This is a genomic window from Mycobacterium sp. NGS64, from assembly GCF_059812245.1.
Genome location: NZ_JCALCI010000003.1, coordinates 1 through 19,082, shown reverse-complemented (window position 1 = coordinate 19,082; position 19,082 = coordinate 1). Strand labels below are relative to the sequence as shown.

At 71.5% G+C, this 19,082-nt stretch carries 18 protein-coding genes and 1 pseudogene; 14 read left to right on the top strand and 5 right to left on the bottom strand.

Annotation, left to right across the window (positions count from 1 at the left end):
• Nucleotides 1–1,341, top strand: a complete 1,341-nt coding sequence (locus AC5Y4S_RS13930) for an MFS transporter (RefSeq protein ID WP_500033347.1) — start codon at nucleotides 1–3, stop codon at nucleotides 1,339–1,341.
• Between the two features lie 136 nt (nucleotides 1,342–1,477).
• Complete coding sequence (locus tag AC5Y4S_RS13925) at nucleotides 1,478–2,833, top strand: amino acid permease (RefSeq protein ID WP_500033346.1); 1,356 nt, start codon at nucleotides 1,478–1,480, stop codon at nucleotides 2,831–2,833.
• On the opposite strand, the gene AC5Y4S_RS13920 is transcribed toward AC5Y4S_RS13925, so the two are convergent.
• On the bottom strand, nucleotides 2,817–3,212 hold the full coding sequence (locus AC5Y4S_RS13920) for a nitroreductase family deazaflavin-dependent oxidoreductase (RefSeq protein WP_500033345.1): 396 nt from the start codon (nucleotides 3,210–3,212) through the stop codon (nucleotides 2,817–2,819). The two genes, AC5Y4S_RS13925 and AC5Y4S_RS13920, sit on opposite strands and share 17 nt — an antisense overlap.
• 33 nt (nucleotides 3,213–3,245) lie before the next feature.
• The gene (locus AC5Y4S_RS13915) at nucleotides 3,246–4,121 is read right to left on the bottom strand and encodes a hypothetical protein (RefSeq protein ID WP_500033344.1); all 876 of its coding nucleotides are present in this window, start codon (nucleotides 4,119–4,121) and stop codon (nucleotides 3,246–3,248) included.
• Between the two features lie 23 nt (nucleotides 4,122–4,144).
• Between AC5Y4S_RS13915 and AC5Y4S_RS13910 the strand changes: the two genes are divergently transcribed.
• From AC5Y4S_RS13910 to AC5Y4S_RS13875, 8 genes are all read left to right on the top strand, one after another.
• On the top strand, nucleotides 4,145–4,486 hold the full coding sequence (locus AC5Y4S_RS13910; RefSeq protein ID WP_500033343.1) for a hypothetical protein: 342 nt from the start codon (nucleotides 4,145–4,147) through the stop codon (nucleotides 4,484–4,486).
• Between the two features lie 61 nt (nucleotides 4,487–4,547).
• A complete protein-coding gene (hemL, locus tag AC5Y4S_RS13905; protein WP_500033342.1) occupies nucleotides 4,548–5,891 on the top strand; it encodes a glutamate-1-semialdehyde 2,1-aminomutase in 1,344 nt (447 codons plus the stop codon).
• Complete coding sequence (locus tag AC5Y4S_RS13900; protein WP_500033341.1) at nucleotides 5,891–6,499, top strand: histidine phosphatase family protein; 609 nt, start codon at nucleotides 5,891–5,893, stop codon at nucleotides 6,497–6,499. Before hemL ends, AC5Y4S_RS13900 begins: the two co-directional genes overlap by 1 nt.
• Complete coding sequence (locus tag AC5Y4S_RS13895; RefSeq protein WP_500033340.1) at nucleotides 6,496–7,086, top strand: TlpA disulfide reductase family protein; 591 nt, start codon at nucleotides 6,496–6,498, stop codon at nucleotides 7,084–7,086. The genes AC5Y4S_RS13900 and AC5Y4S_RS13895 overlap by 4 nt, the downstream gene beginning before the upstream one ends.
• Nucleotides 7,083–7,874: a cytochrome c biogenesis CcdA family protein gene (locus tag AC5Y4S_RS13890; RefSeq protein ID WP_500033339.1), complete on the top strand. Its 792-nt coding sequence runs from the start codon at nucleotides 7,083–7,085 to the stop codon at nucleotides 7,872–7,874. Before AC5Y4S_RS13895 ends, AC5Y4S_RS13890 begins: the two co-directional genes overlap by 4 nt.
• 47 nt (nucleotides 7,875–7,921) lie before the next feature.
• Nucleotides 7,922–9,481, top strand: coding sequence for a cytochrome c biogenesis protein ResB (locus AC5Y4S_RS13885; RefSeq protein ID WP_500034008.1), 1,560 nt, complete (start codon nucleotides 7,922–7,924; stop codon nucleotides 9,479–9,481).
• Nucleotides 9,478–10,464: a c-type cytochrome biogenesis protein CcsB gene (ccsB, locus tag AC5Y4S_RS13880; protein WP_500033338.1), complete on the top strand. Its 987-nt coding sequence runs from the start codon at nucleotides 9,478–9,480 to the stop codon at nucleotides 10,462–10,464. Before AC5Y4S_RS13885 ends, ccsB begins: the two co-directional genes overlap by 4 nt.
• Nucleotides 10,465–10,508: 44 nt before the next feature.
• Entirely contained in the window at nucleotides 10,509–11,795 is a 1,287-nt protein-coding gene (locus AC5Y4S_RS13875) for a MinD/ParA family ATP-binding protein (RefSeq protein ID WP_500033337.1), read from the top strand.
• Between the two features lie 6 nt (nucleotides 11,796–11,801).
• Here AC5Y4S_RS13875 and AC5Y4S_RS13870 read toward each other — a convergent pair whose 3' ends face one another.
• Nucleotides 11,802–11,957 (bottom strand): hypothetical protein, encoded by a 156-nt coding sequence (locus AC5Y4S_RS13870; protein WP_500033336.1) that lies wholly within the window; start codon nucleotides 11,955–11,957, stop codon nucleotides 11,802–11,804.
• A gap of 46 nt (nucleotides 11,958–12,003) precedes the next feature.
• Between AC5Y4S_RS13870 and AC5Y4S_RS13865 the strand changes: the two genes are divergently transcribed.
• On the top strand, nucleotides 12,004–12,348 hold the full coding sequence (locus AC5Y4S_RS13865) for a DUF4229 domain-containing protein (protein ID WP_500033335.1): 345 nt from the start codon (nucleotides 12,004–12,006) through the stop codon (nucleotides 12,346–12,348).
• A gap of 105 nt (nucleotides 12,349–12,453) precedes the next feature.
• On the opposite strand, the gene AC5Y4S_RS13860 is transcribed toward AC5Y4S_RS13865, so the two are convergent.
• Nucleotides 12,454–13,326, bottom strand: coding sequence for a 1,4-dihydroxy-2-naphthoate polyprenyltransferase (locus AC5Y4S_RS13860; RefSeq protein WP_500033334.1), 873 nt, complete (start codon nucleotides 13,324–13,326; stop codon nucleotides 12,454–12,456).
• 34 nt (nucleotides 13,327–13,360) lie between these two features.
• Here AC5Y4S_RS13860 and AC5Y4S_RS13855 point away from each other — a divergent pair, with 34 nt between their 5' ends.
• Entirely contained in the window at nucleotides 13,361–14,137 is a 777-nt protein-coding gene (locus tag AC5Y4S_RS13855) for an S-methyl-5'-thioadenosine phosphorylase (protein ID WP_500033333.1), read from the top strand.
• Nucleotides 14,134–15,165, top strand: a complete 1,032-nt coding sequence (locus AC5Y4S_RS13850; RefSeq protein WP_500033332.1) for an NAD-dependent epimerase/dehydratase family protein — start codon at nucleotides 14,134–14,136, stop codon at nucleotides 15,163–15,165. Before AC5Y4S_RS13855 ends, AC5Y4S_RS13850 begins: the two co-directional genes overlap by 4 nt.
• Here the strand turns inward: AC5Y4S_RS13850 and AC5Y4S_RS13845 are convergent.
• Nucleotides 15,162–16,805 carry a DUF7937 domain-containing protein gene (locus AC5Y4S_RS13845; RefSeq protein ID WP_500033331.1) on the bottom strand — a complete coding sequence of 548 codons (1,644 nt, stop codon included), beginning with the start codon at nucleotides 16,803–16,805 and terminating at the stop codon, nucleotides 15,162–15,164. The genes AC5Y4S_RS13850 and AC5Y4S_RS13845 overlap by 4 nt on opposite strands.
• Before the next feature lie 291 nt (nucleotides 16,806–17,096).
• Between AC5Y4S_RS13845 and AC5Y4S_RS13840 the strand changes: the two are divergent.
• Nucleotides 17,097–18,377, top strand: a pseudogene (locus AC5Y4S_RS13840) (DUF7159 family protein); the annotation flags it as partial.
• Nucleotides 18,378–19,082: the final 705 nt, after the last annotated feature.

Below are 19,082 nucleotides of genomic sequence, written 5' to 3'. Positions count from 1 at the left end.
ATGGCAACCACGCTGCCCGACGCGGGCGTCGCCGCGCCGCAAGGTCACGAGGAATCCGACGTCGAACGCCGCCGCCGGCTGCGCATCGTGGTCGCCGCCAGCCTGCTGGGCACAACGGTGGAGTGGTACGACTTCTTCCTGTACGCCACCGCGGCGGGCCTGGTGTTCAGCAAGGTGTTCTTCCCCAACGAAACCTCGTTGGTGGGAACGCTTTTGGCGTTCGCGACGTTCGCGGTCGGGTTCGTCATGCGGCCGATCGGTGGCCTGGTGTTCGGGCACATCGGGGACCGGATCGGCCGCAAGCGCAGCCTGGCGCTGACGATGCTGATCATGGGCGTCGCCACGGCGCTGATCGGGGTGCTGCCGACCGCCGCCCAGATCGGGGCCTGGGCGCCGGTGCTGCTGCTGACCCTGCGCATCCTGCAGGGGTTCGCGCTCGGCGGCGAGTGGGCCGGCGCGGTGCTGCTCGCCGTCGAGCACAGCCCCGCGGACCGCCGCGGCCGCTTCGGCGCAATTCCGCAGGTCGGCCTGGCGCTCGGATTGGCCTTGGGCACCGGCATTTTCGCGTTTCTACAGATCGCGTTGGGCCCCAGCCGGTTCCTGGCCTACGGCTGGCGGATCGGGTTCCTGCTGAGCCTGCTGCTGGTGGCGATCGGCATCGTGGTCCGGTTGCGGGTGGAGGAGACGCCGGCGTTTCGCGAGCTGGCCGACCTCGAGGCCACGTCCACCGTGCCCATCCGCGAGGTCGTCCGCGAACCCCGATCCCGGCGCAACACCGTGCTGGGGCTGCTGTCGCGGTGGGCCGAGGGCTCGGCCTTCAACACCTGGGGTGTCTTCGCGATCAGCTACGCCACCGGCGCGTTGGGGTTCAACAAGGTGTCAGTCCTGGTCGTCGTGACCGTCGCCGCCCTGCTGATGGCGGTGCTGCTGCCGGTGTCGGGCATCCTGACCGACCGGTTCGGGCCGCGGCGGGTGTATCTGGTCGGCGTGGCGTGCTACGGCCTGTTGGCGTTCCCCGCGTTCGCGCTGTTCGGCACCAGGAACCTGCTGCTGTTCGGGCTGGCGATGGTCGTCGTATTCGGTGTCGTGCACGCGCTGTTCTACGGCGCGCAGGGCACGCTGTATTCGGCGCTGTATCCCACCGCCACCCGCTACACCGGGCTGTCGTTCGTCTACCAGTTCTCCGGCGTGTACGCCTCCGGCGTCACCCCGATGATCCTGACCGCGCTGATCGCCGCCGACAGGAAGGCGCCGTGGCTGGCGTGCGGGTATTTGGTGGCCACGGCCGTCATCAGCGTGATCGCCACGTCCAGGATCCGCGAGCGGGATCTGTACCTGTGAGCTGACCGGCTCGGGGCGCCTAAACACCGCCATCGAGACTGCGGTGAGCGCGTGATTTTCGCGAAATTCGCGATCCGTGCGCAGTCTCGGCGCCGCAACCGGTCGCGGCCCGTCCGCCGATGTGATGTGGTTAACCGTGGCCGGCACCACCCAACTGCGCCAAGGGCTATCGCAGCGGCAGCTCAGCATGATCGCCCTGGGCGGCGTGATCGGCGCCGGGTTGTTCGTCGGTTCGGGCGTGGTGATCAAGGACACCGGGCCCGCCGCGTTCCTGACCTACGCGCTGTGCGGCCTGCTGATCGTGCTGGTGATGCGGATGCTGGGCGAGATGGCCGCCGCCAACCCGTCGACGGGGTCGTTCGCCGACTACGCGGCGCAGGCCCTGGGCGGCTGGGCGGGGTTCTCGGTGGCCTGGCTGTACTGGTACTTCTGGGTGATCGTGGTCGGGTTCGAGGCGGTCGCCGGCGGCAAGGTCCTGGGCTACTGGTTCCACGCGCCGCTGTGGCTGCTCTCGCTGTGCCTGATGGTGCTGATGACCGCGACCAACCTGTTCTCGGTGTCGTCGTTCGGTGAATTCGAATTCTGGTTCGCCGGAATCAAAGTCGCCACGATCGCGATCTTTCTCGCCGTCGGAACGGTGTTCGTGCTGGGCCTGCTGCCCGGCCATCACCACCCCGATTTCTCCAACCTCACGGCGCACGGCGGGTTCTTCCCGAAGGGCGTCGCGGCGGTCTTCGCGGCCATCGTGGTGGTGATCTTCTCCATGGTCGGCGCCGAGATCGTCACCGTCGCCGCCGCCGAGAGCCGCGACCCCGAGCTGGCGGTGCAGCGGGCGACGAGGTCGGTGGTGGCGCGCATCGGGATCTTCTTCGTCGGCTCGGTCTTCCTGCTCGTGGTGATCCTGCCGTGGAATTCGGTGGAGCTGGGCGCCTCCCCGTACGTCGCGGCGCTCAAACACATGGGCCTGCGCGGCGCGGATCAGGTGATGAACGCCGTCGTGCTCACCGCGGTGCTGTCCTGCCTGAACTCGGGCCTGTACACGGCGTCACGGATGCTGTTCGTGCTCGCCGACCGGCGCGAGGCCCCGGCCCGGCTGGTCAGGCTCAGCCGGCGCGGCGTGCCCCACATCGCGATCCTGTGCTCGTCGGCGATCGGCTTCGGCTGCGTCCTGATGGCCTGGATCGCGCCCGGCACGGTGTTCCTCTTCCTGCTCAACTCGTCGGGCGCCGTCATCCTGTTCGTCTACTGGTTGATCGCGCTGTCGCAGATCGTCCTGCGGCGCCGGACGCCCGAGGAAAAGCTGCGCATCAAGATGTGGTTCTTCCCGGTGCTGTCGATCCTCACGCTCGCCGGGATCACCGCCGTGCTGGTGCAAATGGCGTTCGACCGCTCGACGCGCAGCCAGCTCTGGCTCAGCCTGCTGTCGTGGGCGGTGGTGATCGCGCTGTACTTCGCGGCCCGGGCGCGCGGCCGGGTCAGTCAGTCTTCGTGAACAACACCGCTTCCTCGAACGGTATACGGGAGAAGATCGGCCGCGCCCTGCTCGTCACGTGCGTGGCGGCCTCGGCCTTGGTCACCACCTGCGGGTCGGCGATACCGAAGGTTTTGCCGTGGCGGCGCATCCGCCCGCCCCCCGCGGCTTTGAGGTTCTTCAACCAGTCGCGGTCGGGGCCGTAGCTCAGCAGGACCGCCACGCCGGGTTTGCCATCGACGGTGGCATTGAACGCGTTCACCGGTGTGCGATAAGGCTTTCCGGAGCGGCGGCCGACGTGCTCGATGATGGCGAAGGAAGGCGCCCAGCCGGCCCACAGCCGCTGAATTGGGTTGGTGACGTGCCGGTTGAAGCGGGCGAGCCCCTGTGGAAGTTGCATGCTTTCCATCCAACCCGCCCACCCCGCCCGGCATCAAGGCATGCGGCGTGTCGCGGGCAGCAGCGCGCGCGCCAGCCGGGCCGGGCGGGACGGGGGCGGCCGCCAGGGCTGCTGATCGTGTGCCGGCCATGCGTAACAAGGGGTTTGGCCGTCCAGCAGCCGGCGCAGGCCGGGGATGGCCAGCTCGCGTGCGGACCAGTCGTAGAGCAGTTCGAGTCGCGGTTGGATGACCCCGACATCGAGCAGGTGCCCTACTCCGTGCTCGGCCCGCAGGTACGGCGCGAGGTCCTCGCCGAGCGGGTAGCGATCCGGCAGCACCCGGGAAAGCGACAGGAATATCCCGGTCATGCCCAGGCGCGGGTCACCGAGCGGCCGGCCGGCGACGGCCAGCCAGCCGAGCGCGAGGCGCGGGGAGGCGACCAGGGCGTGGGCGTAGAGGACCCGCATCAGCACGAGGTTGATGAAGAAACGCTCGACGCGGGACTCGCGCGCGGCGAGGTGCAGGTTCTCCAGGTACGCGCTCACGACGCTGACATTGTGCGCCCGGTACCAGCGCTGGGCGGAGGGCCGCCGGATGAACTCGAGCGTCGCGGCGACGGCCGGAGAGCTCGGCGCGCCGGGATGGCCGAAGGCCAGGGCGCGCGCCTCCCATCCGTCACGGAGTAGGCGCTCGTTGATCGCGCGCCACCACGGGCTCCCCGGGGACGGCCCCTCGGCCGGGTTGAGCAGCCCGCGCCGCAGCTGCCACCCCATGAAGGCCGACGCCGCCTGCCGATACGGCAGGTGTCCGCGGTCCACGCGCGCCGGGACTTCGTAGAGCTCTCGCATCAGCGCGAGGCGAGCGTGCGGATCGTCGCGGACGCCTTCCACCCGGGCCCGGGCGACCTCGACGGCCGTGTGCCGTGTCACCAGCGCAAGCGTAGTGTCGCGTCATGGCCGACTCCCCGGGTGACGAGGCCGCCGAGCGCGCCCAGGAGCTGCTGCGCAGGGAGGCCGAACTCGCCGCCCGCAAGGCCGTCACCGAAGACGACGCGAAGCGCGCCGCCGAGCGCGCCGACCGTGCCCACGAGCGGGACCAGGCGGCCCGTGAACGCGCGGTGTCGCGCCACTACGAGGCCGGCGCCGCCCACGAACGCGCCGCCGCGGTCGAGGAACTCGCGGTCGAGGAGGGCCTCGGCGACGTGGCTGCCCACCGGCGCGCGGCGGAAAAGGAACGCGAAGCCGCCCTCCGCGAGCTGCGGGCCGCACAGCAGGCCGACCAGCAGGACGCCTGATAACGGCGCTCTGCTACACCCTGTAGTTGAACGATCGGCCGAGGCTGGGACACTGGTCGGCATGGGTACCAGTGACCAGGCGACCGCCCATGCCGCGACCTCGGGAAGCGGCGTGGCGGCGTCGGCGCGGCTGTTCGAGGATGCCTGCGCCGTCATCCCCGGCGGGGTGAACTCCCCGGTGCGCGCGTTCACCGCGGTGGGCGGCACGCCGCGCTTCATCACCGAGGCCAAGGGATACTGGCTCACCGACGCCGACGGCAACCGCTACGTCGACCTGGTGTGTTCCTGGGGCCCGATGATCCTCGGCCACGCCCACCCCGCCGTCGTCGACGCCGTCGCCACGGCCGCCGCCTCGGGCCTGTCGTTCGGGGCGCCGACGCCGGCCGAGAGCCAGCTGGCCGCCGAGATCATCGGGCGGGTGGCGCCGGTCGAGCGGATCCGGCTGGTGAACTCCGGCACCGAGGCCACGATGAGCGCCGTCCGGCTGGCCCGCGGGTTCACCGGCCGGGCCAAGATCGTCAAGTTCTCCGGCTGCTACCACGGCCACGTCGACGCGTTGCTCGCCGACGCGGGCTCCGGCGTCGCGACGCTGGGTTTGCCGTCCTCGCCCGGGGTGACGGGCGCGGCCGCGGCCGACACAATCGTGTTGCCCTACAACGACATCGACGCCGTCACGGAGACGTTCGCCCGGTTCGGCGACCAGATCGCCGCCGTGATCACCGAGGCCAGCCCGGGCAACATGGGTGTCGTCCCGCCGGCGCCGGGCTACAACGCGGCGCTGCGCACGATCACCGCCGAGCACGGGGCGCTGCTGATCGTCGACGAGGTGATGACGGGGTTCCGGGTCAGTCGAAGCGGTTGGTACGGAATCGATCCCGTCGCCGCCGACCTGTTCACCTTCGGCAAGGTGATGAGCGGCGGGCTGCCGGCCGCCGTGTTCGGCGGGCGGGCCGAGGTGATGGAGCGGCTGGCGCCGCTGGGGCCGGTGTATCAGGCCGGCACCCTGTCGGGGAACCCGGTGGCGGTGGCCGCCGGGCTGGCCACGCTGCGCGCCGCCGACGACGCGGCCTACGCCGCGCTGGACGCCAACGCCGACCGGCTGGCTGGGCTGCTGTCCGAGGCGCTGACGAAAGCCGGTGTGCCGCACCAGATTCCGCGAGCCGGCAACATGCTCAGTGTGTTCTTCTCCGAAACGCCGGTGACCGACTTCGCCGCCGCGCGGGCCAGCGACACCTGGCGTTACCCGCCGTTCTTCCACGCCCTGCTGGACGCGGGTGTCTACCCGCCGTGCAGCGCCTTCGAGGCGTGGTTCGTCTCGACGGCCCTGGACGACGACGCATTCGACCGGATCTCGGCCGGGCTGGCCCTCGCGGCCCGCGCGGCCGCACAGGAGGACAGGCCCTGATGGCCGAACAGACCAAAGTCCACGTGGTGCGCCACGGCGAGGTGCACAACCCCACCGGCGTCCTCTACGGCCGGCTGCCCGGATTCCACCTGTCCGAGAGGGGACGGGCGCAGGCCGACGCGGTCGCCGAGGCGCTGGCCGACCGCGACGTCGTCGCCGTCATCGCCTCCCCGCTGCAGCGGGCCCAGGAGACCGCCGCGCCCATCGCCGCCAAGCACGGCCTGGCCGTCGACACCGACCCCGACCTGATCGAATCGCTCAACTTCTTCGAGGGCCGCCGCGTCGGCCCGGGCGACGGCGCCTGGCGCGACCCGCGGTTCTGGTGGCGGCTGCGCAACCCGTTCACCCCGTCGTGGGGCGAGCCGTACACCGAGATTGCGGCCCGCATGACGACCGCCGTGGACAAGGCGCGCGCCCGCGCCACCGGGCAGGAGGTGGTGTGCGTCAGCCACCAGCTGCCGGTGTGGACGCTGCGGCTGCGCCTGAGCGGCCGGCGGCTCTGGCACGACCCGCGGCGACGCGAATGCGGGCTCGCCTCGGTGACGACCCTGGTCTACGACGGCGATCGCCTGGTCGACATCGAGTACTTCCAGCCCGCGGCGCCATGAGTGTGCGGCGGCTGGCGATGGCCGGGGCGGCGGTGGCCATTTTGCTGGCCGGCTGCTCCGGTCGCGACGCCGTGGCGCAGGGCGGCACCTTCGAATTCGTCTCGCCCGGCGGCAAGACCGACATCTACTACGACCCGCCGTCCAGCCGCGGCCGCCCGGGGCCGCTGTCCGGGCCGGACCTGGCCGACCCGGCGCACACCCTGTCGCTGGACGACGCGACGTTCGCCGGCCGCGTCGTCGTCGTCAACATCTGGGGGCAGTGGTGCGGGCCGTGCCGGGCCGAGGTTGCCCAGCTGCAGCAGGTGTATGAAGCCACCCGGGACACCGGGGTCTCCTTTCTCGGCATCGACGTCCGGGACAACAACCGGCAGGCGGCCCTGGACTTCGTCGACGATCACCACGTCAGCTACCCCTCCATCTACGATCCGGCGATGCGCACCCTGATCGCGTTCGGCGGCCGGTACCCGACCACCGTCATCCCGTCCACGCTGGTGCTGGACCGCGAGCACCGGGTCGCCGCCGTCTTTCTGCGGGAGCTGCTGGCCCATGATCTGCAGCCCGTGGTGCAGCGGGTGGACGGGCAGTGACCGGCTTCGCCCAGATCGCCGCCGCCGGGCCGCTGCTCCTGGCGCTCGGCGTGTGCCTGCTGGCCGGGCTGGTGTCGTTCGCCTCGCCGTGCGTGGTCCCGCTGGTCCCCGGCTACCTGTCCTACCTGGCCGCGGTCGTCGGGGTCGACGAGCAACCGCCGCCCGGCGCCAACTACGCCTCTGGGCGCCTGGCGACTTCCGCCCGGTGGCGGGTCGCGGGCTCCGCCGCGTTGTTCGTCGCCGGGTTCACCACGGTGTTCGTGCTCGGGACCGTCGCCGTCCTCGGCATGACCACTGCGCTGATCACCAACCAGCTGTTGCTGCAGCGCGTCGGCGGCGTGCTGACCATCGTGATGGGCCTGGTGTTCGTGGGCCTGATCCCGGCGCTGCAGCGCCAGGCCCGGTTCAGCCCGCGGCAGCTGACCACGGTCGCCGGGGCGCCGGTGCTCGGCGCGGTGTTCGCGCTCGGCTGGACGCCATGCCTGGGACCCACGCTGACCGGGGTGATCACGGTCGCGTCGGCCACCGACGGCGCCAACGTCGCACGCGGGGTCGCGCTCGTGATCGCCTACTGCCTGGGGCTGGGCATCCCGTTCGTGCTGCTGGCGTTCGGCTCGGCGGGGGCCGTCGGGGCGCTGGGCTGGCTGCGACGGCACACCCGGGCCATCCAGATCTTCGGCGGCGCGCTGCTGATTGCCGTCGGCGCCCTGCTGGTCACCGGCGTGTGGAACGACTTCGTCTCCTGGCTGCGCGACGCGTTCGTCTCCGACGTGAGGCTGCCGATTTGAGGCAACTCATCGCCTGGACCCGCAACACATGGCGCGCGCTGACCTCGATGGGCACCGCGCTGGTGCTGCTGTTCCTGCTCGCACTGGGCGCGATACCCGGCGCGCTTTTGCCGCAGCGCAGCCTCAACGCGGGCAAGGTCGACGAGTACCTGGCCACCCACCGCGTGATCGGGCCCTGGCTGAACCGGCTGCAGGCCTTCGACGTGTTCTCCAGCTTCTGGTTCACCGCCATCTACGTGCTGCTGTTCGTGTCCCTGGTCGGTTGCCTGACCCCACGGATGATCGAGCACGCCCGCAGCCTGCGCGCCACCCCGGTGGCCGCCCCGCGCAACCTGGCCCGGCTGCCCAAGCACGCCGGCGCCGAAATCGCCGGCGACGCGGCGGACCTCAACGCCCTGGCGAACACGATCGCCGGCCGACTGCGCGGCTGGCGCACGGCGATCCGCCACGAGGGCGAGGTCGTCGAGGTGTCCGCGGAGAAGGGCTACCTGCGCGAGTTCGGCAACATCGTCTTTCACTTCTCGTTGCTGGGCCTGTTGGTCGCGGTGGCCGTCGGCAAGCTGTTCGGCTACGAGGGCAACGTCATCGTCATCGCCGACGGCGGCCCCGGCTTCTGCTCGGCCTCGCCGGCGGCGTTCGATTCGTTCCGCGCCGGCAACACCGTCGACGGCACGTCGCTGCACCCAATCTGCATCCGGGTCAACGACTTTCAGGCGCACTACCTGCCGTCGGGGCAGGCCACCTCGTTCGCCGCGGACATCGACTACCAGAACGGCCGCGACCTGGCCGCCAACAGCTGGCGGCACTACCTGCTGGAGGTCAACCACCCGCTGCGGGTCGGCGGCGACCGGGTGTACCTGCAGGGCCACGGCTACGCGCCCACCTTCACCGTGACCTTCCCGGACGGGCGGACGCGCACGTCGACCGTGCAATGGCGACCCGACAACCCGCAGACCCTGCTGTCGTCGGGGGTGGCGCGCATCGACCCGCCCGCCGGCAGCTATCCCAACGCGACCGAGCGCCGCCAGCACGAGATCGCCATCCAGGGCCTGCTGGCGCCGACCGAGCAGCTCGAGGGCGCCCTGTTGTCGTCGCGGTTCCCGGCGCTGAACGCCCCGGCCGTCGCTGTCGACATCTACCGCGGCGACACCGGCCTGGACACCGGGCGGCCGCAGTCGTTGTTCACGCTGGATCCCCGGCTGATCGAGCAGGGCCGGCTGACCAAGGAGAAGCGGGTCAACCTGCGCGCCGGCCAGGAGGTCCGGCTTGACGCGGGCCCGGCGGCCGGCACCGTCGTCCGCTTCGACGGCGCCGTGCCGTTCGTCAACCTGCAGGTCTCCCACGACCCCGGCCAGGCCTGGGTGCTCGTCTTCGCGGTCACGATGATGGGCGGGCTGGTGGTGTCGCTGCTGGTGCGCCGCCGCAGGGTGTGGGTCAGGCTCAGCCCGGCGGCCGGTACGGTGAACGTCGAAATGGGCGGGCTGGCGCGCACCGACAACTCCGGGTGGGGAGACGAGTTCGAGCGCTTGACCGAGCGGTTGCTGCACGGGCTGGGCGAGCCCGACACCGCCGCGTCCAGAAGGAGTTCTCAGGTGGACGTCAAATGAACACGCTGCACGTCAACGTCACGCTGGCGCGCTACTCCGACTGGGCGTTCACCTCGGCGATCGTGGCCCTGGTCGTCGCGCTGCTGCTGCTGGCCGTGGAGCTGGCCTACGTCGGCGCCCGGCGCGCCGATCAGCGCGCGTCGGTACTGGCCGGCTCGGTCGCCGCCGACAGCTCGGTCCCCGGCATCGTGGAGGACGCCGAGGGGCGGCCGTTCGACGAACGCGTCGGGCGGGCCGGGCTGGCCGTGGTCTACCTCGGCATCGGGCTGTTGCTGGCCTGCATCGTGCTGCGCGGCCTGGCCACCGTGCGGGTGCCGTGGGGCAACATGTACGAGTTCATCAACCTGACGTGCTTCTGCGGCCTGGTCGCCGGGGCGGTCGTGTTGCGCCGGCCGCAGTATCGCCCGCTGTGGGTCTTCCTGCTGCTGCCGATCCTGATCCTGCTGACCGTGTCCGGGCGCTGGCTCTACACCAACGCCGCGCCGGTGATGCCCGCGCTGCAGTCCTACTGGTTGCCCATCCACGTGTCGGTGGTCAGCCTGGGCTCCGGGGTGTTCATGGTCGCGGGCATCGCCAGCATCCTGTTCCTGCTGCGCACGTCGCGGCTCGGTGATCCCGAAAACGAACGGGCCGACGGCGCGCTGGCCCGCATGGTTCGGCGGCTCCCCGACGCCCAGACCCTGGACCGCGTCGCCTACCGCACCACGATCTTCGCGTTCCCGGTGTTCGGTTTCGGGGTCATCTTCGGCGCCATCTGGGCGGAAGAGGCCTGGGGAAGGTATTGGGGCTGGGACCCCAAGGAGACGGTTTCGTTCGTCGCGTGGGTGGTATATGCGGCCTATCTGCATGCACGGTCGACGGCCGGATGGCGGGACAGGAAGGCGGCCTGGATCAACGTCGCGGGTTTCGTCGCCATGATCTTCAATCTGTTCTTCGTTAACCTGGTGACCGTGGGCCTGCATTCGTATGCGGGCGTGGGATGACAGTCAGCAACCGACCCGAGTAACACGCAACAGGGGGAGTGCACGTGTCCGACCATCCAACCACCGGCGTGGGTGCGCCCGAGCCGCCGACCACGCAGCAGCCCCCCGAAGCGCCGCCGCAGCAGGCGGGACCGGGCGACGAGGCGCCCACCCGCGCCTTCGCCGGATTCCGCACCGAGCGGCGGGTCCCCGGACCCGAGCGGCGGCAAGCTGCGGCCCCCACCGCGCCCGGCCCGGCGCCCGGCGGGATGCCGCCCTGGGATCCGACACCGGTGACCGGGATCCCGCGCGTCGACCCGACCGCGTTCGGGGCCTATTACAACGGGCCATCTGAGGCGCCCCCGGCCGAGGCGCAGGCGCCCCCGTACCGGCCCGAGCACCTGCCGCACACGCCGTATCCGGAGCTGTCCACCGGCATGCTGTTGCGCCCGGTCAAACCGCCGCCATCCGAGGGTTGGCGCCGGGTGATCTACGACCTGTCCGGTCACCTGATCAACCTGGGCGAGAGCCCCCGGGCCCAGCGCCACAACAACCTGGTGGCGCAGGTCAACCGGCCCCTGCGGGGTTGCTACCGGATCGCGCTGCTGTCGCTGAAGGGCGGCGTCGGCAAGACCACGATCACCGCGACGCTGGGGTCGACGTTCGCGACCATCCGCGGGGACCGCGTGGTGGCCGTCGACGCCAACCCCGACCGGGGCACGCTGAGCCAGAAGATCCCGCTGGAGACGGCGGCGACGGTGCGCCAGCTGCTGCACGACGCCGGAGCGATCGAGCGCTACAGCGACGTCCGCCGGTACACCTCGAAGGGCCCGAGCGGCCTGGAGGTGCTGGCGTCGGAAACCGACCCCGCGATCTCCGACGCCTTCGGCGCCGAGGACTACAGCCGGGTGCTCGAGATCCTGGAGCGGTTCTACGGCCTGGTGCTCACCGACTGCGGCCCCGGGCTGCTCCACTCGGTGATGTCCTCGGTGCTGGAGAAGGCCGACGTGTTGCTGGTCGTCGCGTCGGGGTCCATCGACGGCGCGCGCAGCGCCTCGGCGACGCTGGACTGGCTGGACGCCCACGGGCACGAGGAGCTGGTCCGCAATTCGATCGCGGTCATCAACGCGGTGCGCCCGCGCACCGGCAAGGTCGACATGAACAAGGTGGTCGACCACTTCTCGCGCCGCTGCCGGGCGGTGCGGCTGATCCCGTTCGACCCGCACCTCGAGGAGGGCGCCGAGATCGAGCTGGACCGGCTGCGGCGCGGCACCCGCGAAGCGCTCACCGAGCTGGCCGCCGTCGTGGCCGACGGGTTCCCCGGTGACCAGCGCAACCCGGGTCTGGTTTAGGAGGGACTAGCGGGGGTTATCCCCGTGGCCTAACCGCCGCAAAAAGTCAGGATCGTCGTCGGGCCCGATGACACGGGTCTTCGGCCGGGCCTGTGACCGCGCCGCGCGCCAGCCGACGTAGATCAGCGTTCCCAGGATCACAACGAGTAGCAGGTAGAGCACTCAACACCTCCTCCGAGCGAATATACGCGGGCCGTAGGCTCGGGGTGTGTCAGAACGGCCCGGCGACAGCAGCACCGGGGAGCGCCCGCGCAATCGGGTCGTCGTCGACGTGTTGCTCTATGCCGCGGCGCGGCTGGCGCTGGTCGCCGCGCTGAGCGGCGCGATCTACGGGCTCGCGCGATTGCTGGGGATCGCCCAGTTCCCGGTCGTGGTCGCGGTGTTGTTCGCTCTGATCATCGCGATGCCATTGGGCATCTGGGTGTTCGGCCCGCTGCGCCGCCGCGCTACCGCGTCGCTCGCGATAGCCGGCGAACGCCGGCGCCGCGAACGCGAACAGCTGCAGGCCCGGCTGCGCGGCGAAGAGGCACCGCGTCCGGAGCCGGACGCTTAGCCTCCCCTGGTTTGCGTGTGCATCGACGGCGTTGCGCGTGCATCCAGGGCGAAAAAATCGCCCGGATCCCGCCGCCAGCTCACACTCAAAACCCTGAATACACACTCAGTGCGCGAGGGCCAACGCGCCCGCCACCGCGAAGGCCCAGACCACCATCGCCAGCCCGGTGTCCCGCAGCACCGGAATCAGCTCGCGCCCGCCGCGGCCGGAGCGCACCGGGGCGAGCGCGCGCAGCGCGAGCGGCGTGGCGACCAATCCCACGGCGCACCACGGCGTCGCCGCCATGAGCACCAGCGTTCCGACCCCCGCGGTCGCCATCAGCGCCTGGTAGAGGATCCGGGTGCGGGCATCGCCCAGGCGCACCGCCAGGGTGATCTTGCCGGACTGTGCGTCGGTGGGGATGTCGCGCAGGTTGTTGGCCACCAGCACCGACGACGACATCGCCCCGATCGACACCGCCAGCACCGCCCCGACCCAGTCCACCCGCAACGCCTGGGTGTACTCGGTGCCCAGCACGGCAACCAGGCCGAAGAACACGAACACCGCGACCTCGCCAAAACCGGCGTAGCCGTACGGCTTTGAGCCGCCGGTGTACAGCCACGCGCCGGCGATGCAGGCCGCGCCGACCGCGATCAGCCACGGCGCGCTCAGCAGCGCCAGCACGAGCCCGGCGACCGCGCCCAGCGACAGGCTCGTCACCGCCGCGGTCAGCACCGCGCGCGGGGCGGCCAGCCGCGAGCCCACCAACCGGACCGGGCCGGCCCGCTCGTCGTCGGTGCCGCGGATGCCGTCGGAGTAGTCGTTGGCGTAGTTGACACCGACGATCAGCGCCAGCGCGACGGCCAGCGCCAGCAGCGCCTTCCACCACACCGCGGATCCCAGCCACGCCGCGGCGCCCGTGCCCGCCGCCACCGGCGCCACCGCGTTGGGCAGCGTGCGGGGCCGGGCACCCGAGACCCACTGCGCGAGACTGGCCACCAAGCCATCCTGCCTCATGCACCACAATGGGCGGATGCTCGGAGTCATCGGCGGCAGCGGCTTCTACACGTTCTTCGACTCCGACACCCGCAACATCGACGTCGACACCCCCTACGGCCCGCCCAGCGCCCCGGTCACGGTGGGCGCCGTCGGCGACCACGAGGTCGCCTTCCTGCCCCGGCACGGTGCGACCCACCAGTTCTCGGCGCACACCGTGCCGTATCGCGCCAACATGTGGGCGCTGCGCAAGCTCGGCGTGCGGCGGGTTTTCGGCCCCTGCGCGGTCGGCAGCCTGAACCCCGACAACGGCCCGGGCGCGGTGGTGGTGCCCGACCAGCTGGTGGACCGCACCACCGGCCGCCCCGACACCTACTTCGACTCCGGCGCCGTCCACGTCGACTTCGCCGACCCGTACTGCCCGACGCTGCGGGCCGCGGCCACGGGCCTGCCCGACGTCGTCGACGGCGGCACCATGGTGGTGATCCAGGGGCCGCGGTTTTCCACCCGGGCGGAGAGCCGCTGGTTCGCCTCGGCCGGCTTCAGCCTGGTCAACATGACCGGCTATCCGGAGGCGGTGCTGGCGCGCGAACTCGAAATATGTTATGCGGCAATCGCGTTGGTGACCGACCTGGATGCCGGCGTCCGGGCGGGTGAGGGCGTGAAGGCCGTCGAGGTGTTCGCCCAGTTCGAGAAGAACATCGGGCCGTTCAAGGAGCTGGTGCGCGCCGCGATCGGCCGGGTCGCCGTCGAGCGCGACTGCACGCACTGCCAGCCGCACGCCGGCGTGACCCTGCCGGTGGAGTTGCCGTGAGGGTGCTGCTGACCGGGGCGGCCGGATTCATCGGGTCGCGGGTGGACGCGGCGCTGCGGGCGGCCGGTCACGAGGTGATCGGCGTCGACGCGATGCTGCCCGCGGCGCACGGCCCGAATCCCGTGCTGCCGCAAGGCTGTCGACGCGTCGACGTGCGCGACGGCGACGCGCTGGCCCCGCTGCTGGACGGCGTGGACCTCGTGTGTCATCAGGCCGCGATGGTCGGTGCGGGCGTGGACGCGGCCGACGCGCCGGCCTACGGCGGCCACAACGATTTCGCCACCACGGTGTTGCTGGCGAGGATGTTCGCCGCGGGCGTGCGCCGCCTGGTGCTGGCCTCGTCGATGGTGGTCTACGGGCAGGGCCACTACGCCTGCCCCGAGCACGGGCTCGTCGACCCGCCGCCGCGCCGGCGCGCCGACCTCGACGCCGGGATCTTCGAAAACCATTGCCCGGCATGCGGGCTCGAGGTGACGTGGCGACTGGTCGACGAGGACGCCGCGTTGCGTCCGCGCAGCCTGTACGCGGCCAGCAAGACCGCGCAGGAGCATTACGCGCTGGCGTGGTCGGAGGCGACGGGCGGCTCGGTGGTGGCGCTGCGCTACCACAACGTCTACGGGCCGGGCATGCCGCGCGACACCCCGTACTCCGGGGTGGCGGCGATCTTCCGCTCGTCGCTGGAAAAGGGCGAGCCGCCAAGGGTTTTCGAGGACGGCAGGCAGATGCGGGATTTCGTCCACGTCGACGACGTCGCCGCCGCGAACGTGGCCGCCGCGGAGGCCGACCGCGACGGCTTCACCGCCGTCAACGTCTGCTCTGGGCGGCCCATCTCGATCCTTGATGTCGCCACCGCGCTGTGCGAGGCGCGGGACGGTTCGGTCTCCCCGGTGGTCACGGGGCAGTACCGCAGCGGCGACGTGCGCCACATCGTCGCCGATCCCTCGCGGGCGGCCGAGGTGTTGGGGTTCCGCGCGGCCATCGACCCGCGCGAGGGCTTGCGCGAATTCGCTTTCGCGCCTTTGCGTTAACCCTCTGGCGGGCGGAAGATCCGGGGCTTTTGGACGGGGATCTGCCGGGTGGCCGAGTCGTCGCCCCGGAAGATCCGCGGCGAACCGGCGAGCTGGCGCGTCGCGCCGCCGGCCGGGATGCGCGTCGTCGCCGCGGCCGACGGGGCCGCGTGGCCCACGGGGATGCGCGTCGTCGGCGCACCGGGGCCGGGGTGGGTGCCGGCCGGGCCGCCACGCGTGTGCGCGGGGCGGCGGCGCTGGCGTCGCGCGCGCCGCGCGGCGAGCTGACCGGTGATGATGGCCGCCGCGAGGATGCACAGCGCCAGCACGCACAGGACGACGTCGAAGGTGCTGGTGATCTGTTGGGCGAGGTTGTTGCCGTACACCGGATTCGGCGCGGGCGCGTTGGGCGCCTCCTCGAACCGCGGCGCCAGCGCGACGCCCAGCACGACGCGGGAAATGCCCAGTGTCGCAACGAGTCCGCACAGCGACGAGATCAGCCTGGGGGAGACGGCGTCGTTGCCCAGGTTGATGCGCAGCCAGATCGCCAGCACCGCGGTCGCCAGGTCGAAGGCCGCCAGCACCATGCTGTCGTAGCGCGAGAACGGGTAGTTCAGAGTCACCGCGACGGCCAGGTCGGTGATGCGCATGACCATCGACCCCAGGCACCAAACGATGATGAGCAGCAACCCGTTTCGGGCCGCCGCGCGCCACGCGTTCTCCTCCGTCGCCGACGCGTCACGGCGGGCCGCCAACGCCGCGGGCGCGAAAATGGCCGCGGCCGCCGCCCACGCCAAATACCCCTCGAAGCCCACCCCCGCCGTCGAGGTGTTCTGCGCTATGCCGTGGAACGCGTCGATGTCGCGGCCGACCGGAAGAATCCACACCAGAACCCCGGCGACCAGCGTCGAGACCCCCAGGGCCACGGTCGCCAGCCGGGAGGCCCTGGTGCTGCGCAGCACCCACCTCGATCCGACCAGCACGGCGAGCAGCGCCACCGTGCCGTACACCAGCGCCGTCGCGATCACCGCGATGTTCTGCTTGCCGAAGCCGGACGAGCCGCTCGCGTCGTGCAGCGCGTATTTCAGCCGCCAGAACAGGTTGAAGCAAAAGCTCAGTGCCGCGCCCACCATCGACGCGTAACCGATGATCCGCACCGGCCTGGGGTTGTCATTTGAGTCGGCCGCGACCGGCCGCGCGCTCAGCAGCGAGCCGGCGATGCCCAGCCACGCTCCCGGCCCGACACCGCCGGGCACGTTCACGCTGCCACCGAACCGCACGGTCTCGAACACGTCGAACGCGACGAAGCCGATGACCAGCAACACGTAGGGAACGTTGAGCGCCAGCCGAAGGCGGCCCGCCCGCGCGGGATTGAACTTTGGATTTGCCGATCGCCAGGAACCGGCCAGCACGATCGATGCCAGCGACAGCAGCGTCGCGACGAACAGCACCGCCAACAGCGGCTTGTTGCTGCCGTCGATTCCCAAGCCGAAATACAAATTCCACGGCAACAGCAGCGCCACGACGAGCATGGCGGCCGCGGTCAGATCGACCGCGACGTCCGAACGCCGGCGAGGCTGCGCGCCCGGCGGTGCCGGCCGCGTCTGCTGCGTCCGCCCGCGGATCGGCCCGGTAGGGGCGTCGTCGCTGCTCTGACTCACGGTTCCCCCCGGGTGTCGAGGACGGCTTTTGGCGGCGCAACTTTGGCGGCGCGGCGGGGGAACCCCCTGCCGCATCGACTGCGTTGCTTACTTGGAAACATAATCTCCGTTCGGGCGACGCGGCAGTGGTGAGGACGTGTGCGTTTCCGGGGTGGCCGCCACGCGGTTACGCTGCGCTCACAGGCGAACACCGAAACCTCGTCGCCCGAATGACTGTTACCGCCGACGGTATCGCAGTGTAATGATGCCGGGACATGCTGGCTGTGGGGTAGCCGCCGAAGGAGAGTCGGGATGGACGTCGTGCTGGGGGTCGCGGTCACAGGTCCTCGTGCCCGGTTGGCCCTTGTCGGTTCGGGCGCCGGCCTGATCGACGAGTCCGTCGTAGACCTCGCCGATCGCCCGATCGAGAAACTGACCGAGACGGTCGTCGGGACGAATCGGTTGCTGGCCGAGGAAAACCACCGGCTGCTCGCCACCCGGCTGTGCTGGTCGGATCGCCAGTGGGCCGAGCGGCTGCGGCGGGCGTTGGAGGACTCCGGCGTCCACAACGTCGCCGTGCTGTCGGAAGCGCAGGCGCTGTCCGGGGCGGGCGCGCAGCCGCGGCCCGACGAGGACCCCACCGTCGCGCTGGCCCGCGGCGCGGCCATGGCGGCTGGGCCCGCCGGGGACGCGACGGCGATGGCCCCCGCGGTCGGGTCGGCCGGGGACGCGACGGCGATGGCCCCCGTTGTCGGGTCGGCCGGGGACGCGACGGCGATGGCGCCCGCGGTCGGGGGAATGCCCCCGGCCGGCCAGGTGGGAGCCGACCTGGCGTACTCGATGGCCGGGGAATCCGACCTGCTCCCGATGGAATGGCTGACCGAGCCCGAGGACGACGACGCCCAAACCGGCCCGGTGGGCCTTACCTCGCGACGGCTGGGGGCGATGGACGCGGTGCTCGGCGTCGCAGTGGCCGGTTCCATCGCCCGGTTGGCGCTCGTCGGGCCCGTCGGGGGCGGCTACGCGGCGATCAAGCACCTGGTGGTCGAGCTGCCCATCGAGCCGTTCGAAACGTTGATCCAGACGGTGACCGGCGCGCAGCAGGCGCTGGCCGCCGAGGGCCGCCATCTGGTCGCGACTCGGCTGTATTCGCCGGATCCCGCGCAGGCGGAGGCGTTTCGCCAGGCGCTGGCCGACTCCGGGATTCCCGACGTCGGGGTGGTTTCGCAGCCCGACTCGGTGGCGGCGCTGCTGCGCACGGTTTTCCGGGGCGTCACGCTGCCCGGCGCCGTCGCACTCGTGGTCACCGCCGAGGCGGCGACGTTGGTCGCGCTGGGCGCCGCCGGTGCGGCCGAGATCCTGGCCACCGCGGCCCTGCAGGGCGTTGACGCCGTCGCCGCGGCGGCGGACATGCTGCTGGACTGGCTGCAGACCGCGCCGTTCGCCGTGAGCGCCGCGTACGTGCTGGGCACTTTGGAAAACCTGACCAGCCTCGCCGAACGGATTCGCGCCCGATCGGCCCTGCGGGTGGAGGTGCTCGAGCGGCCCGAGTTCGCGTTTGCGCGCGGTGCGGCGCTCGCCGCCGGGTTGGCGCCCACCACGCCCCAGCCGCCGGTCACCGCGGGCGCGGCGACCGCGATGGCGCCCGCGCTCGGGGTGCTCGGGGACGCGACGGCGATGGCCCCCGCGACCGCGGTCGCCCCGACTTCCGAGCTGGCGGGCTCCGGCGGAGAGGAACCGCAGCTGGCGTACTCGCAGGCCGAGGACGCCGACCCGTTCGCCGGCGAGTTAGACGAGTACGGCGGCTTCGACGAAGACGCCGCGGATCCGGAACAGACCGGTCGGATGCCGCTGAGCCGACGGTCGCTGGTGCTCGGCAACGCCGTCATCGCCTTCGCCGTGGTCGGATTCGCGACACTGGCCGCCGCCGTGGCCATCGCGATCCGGCCGACCGCGAGCGCGCAGCCGGTGATCGGCCACCAGAATGCCGCCCCGGGCAAGTTCATGCCGCTGTTGCCGACTCAGCAGCAGGCGCCGGTGCCGCCGCCGCCGATCGATCAGCCCAACGCGGGGTTCCAGGGCGGCGTTATCCCCGACGCCAACGGCTACATCCCGCCGCAGCTGGCGTCCCCCGGTTCGGCCCCGGTTGCCCCGGCGCCCGTTCCCGGTTTGATGCCCAACCCGGACGGACCGATCCCGTACCCGGTCATCGTTCCGTATCCGGGCTGGCGCCCCCCGTACAACCCGTACCCGCCCTACACGCCCCCGACGTACACGCCCCCGACGACGACCACGACG

Excerpts from the sequence above, each read along its gene's own strand:
- AC5Y4S_RS13920 (WP_500033345.1), bottom strand. The coding sequence starts at position 3,212 with ATGCAACTTCCACAGGGGCTCGCCCGCTTCAACCGGCACGTCACCAAC.
- AC5Y4S_RS13930 (WP_500033347.1), top strand. The coding sequence starts at position 1 with ATGGCAACCACGCTGCCCGACGCGGGCGTCGCCGCGCCGCAAGGTCAC.
- AC5Y4S_RS13855 (WP_500033333.1), top strand. The coding sequence starts at position 13,361 with ATGCTCGGAGTCATCGGCGGCAGCGGCTTCTACACGTTCTTCGACTCC.
- AC5Y4S_RS13895 (WP_500033340.1), top strand. The coding sequence starts at position 6,496 with ATGAGTGTGCGGCGGCTGGCGATGGCCGGGGCGGCGGTGGCCATTTTG.
- AC5Y4S_RS13885 (WP_500034008.1), top strand. The coding sequence starts at position 7,922 with ATGGGCACCGCGCTGGTGCTGCTGTTCCTGCTCGCACTGGGCGCGATA.
- AC5Y4S_RS13910 (WP_500033343.1), top strand. The coding sequence starts at position 4,145 with ATGGCCGACTCCCCGGGTGACGAGGCCGCCGAGCGCGCCCAGGAGCTG.
- hemL (WP_500033342.1), top strand. The coding sequence starts at position 4,548 with ATGGGTACCAGTGACCAGGCGACCGCCCATGCCGCGACCTCGGGAAGC.
- ccsB (WP_500033338.1), top strand. The coding sequence starts at position 9,478 with ATGAACACGCTGCACGTCAACGTCACGCTGGCGCGCTACTCCGACTGG.
- AC5Y4S_RS13900 (WP_500033341.1), top strand. The coding sequence starts at position 5,891 with ATGGCCGAACAGACCAAAGTCCACGTGGTGCGCCACGGCGAGGTGCAC.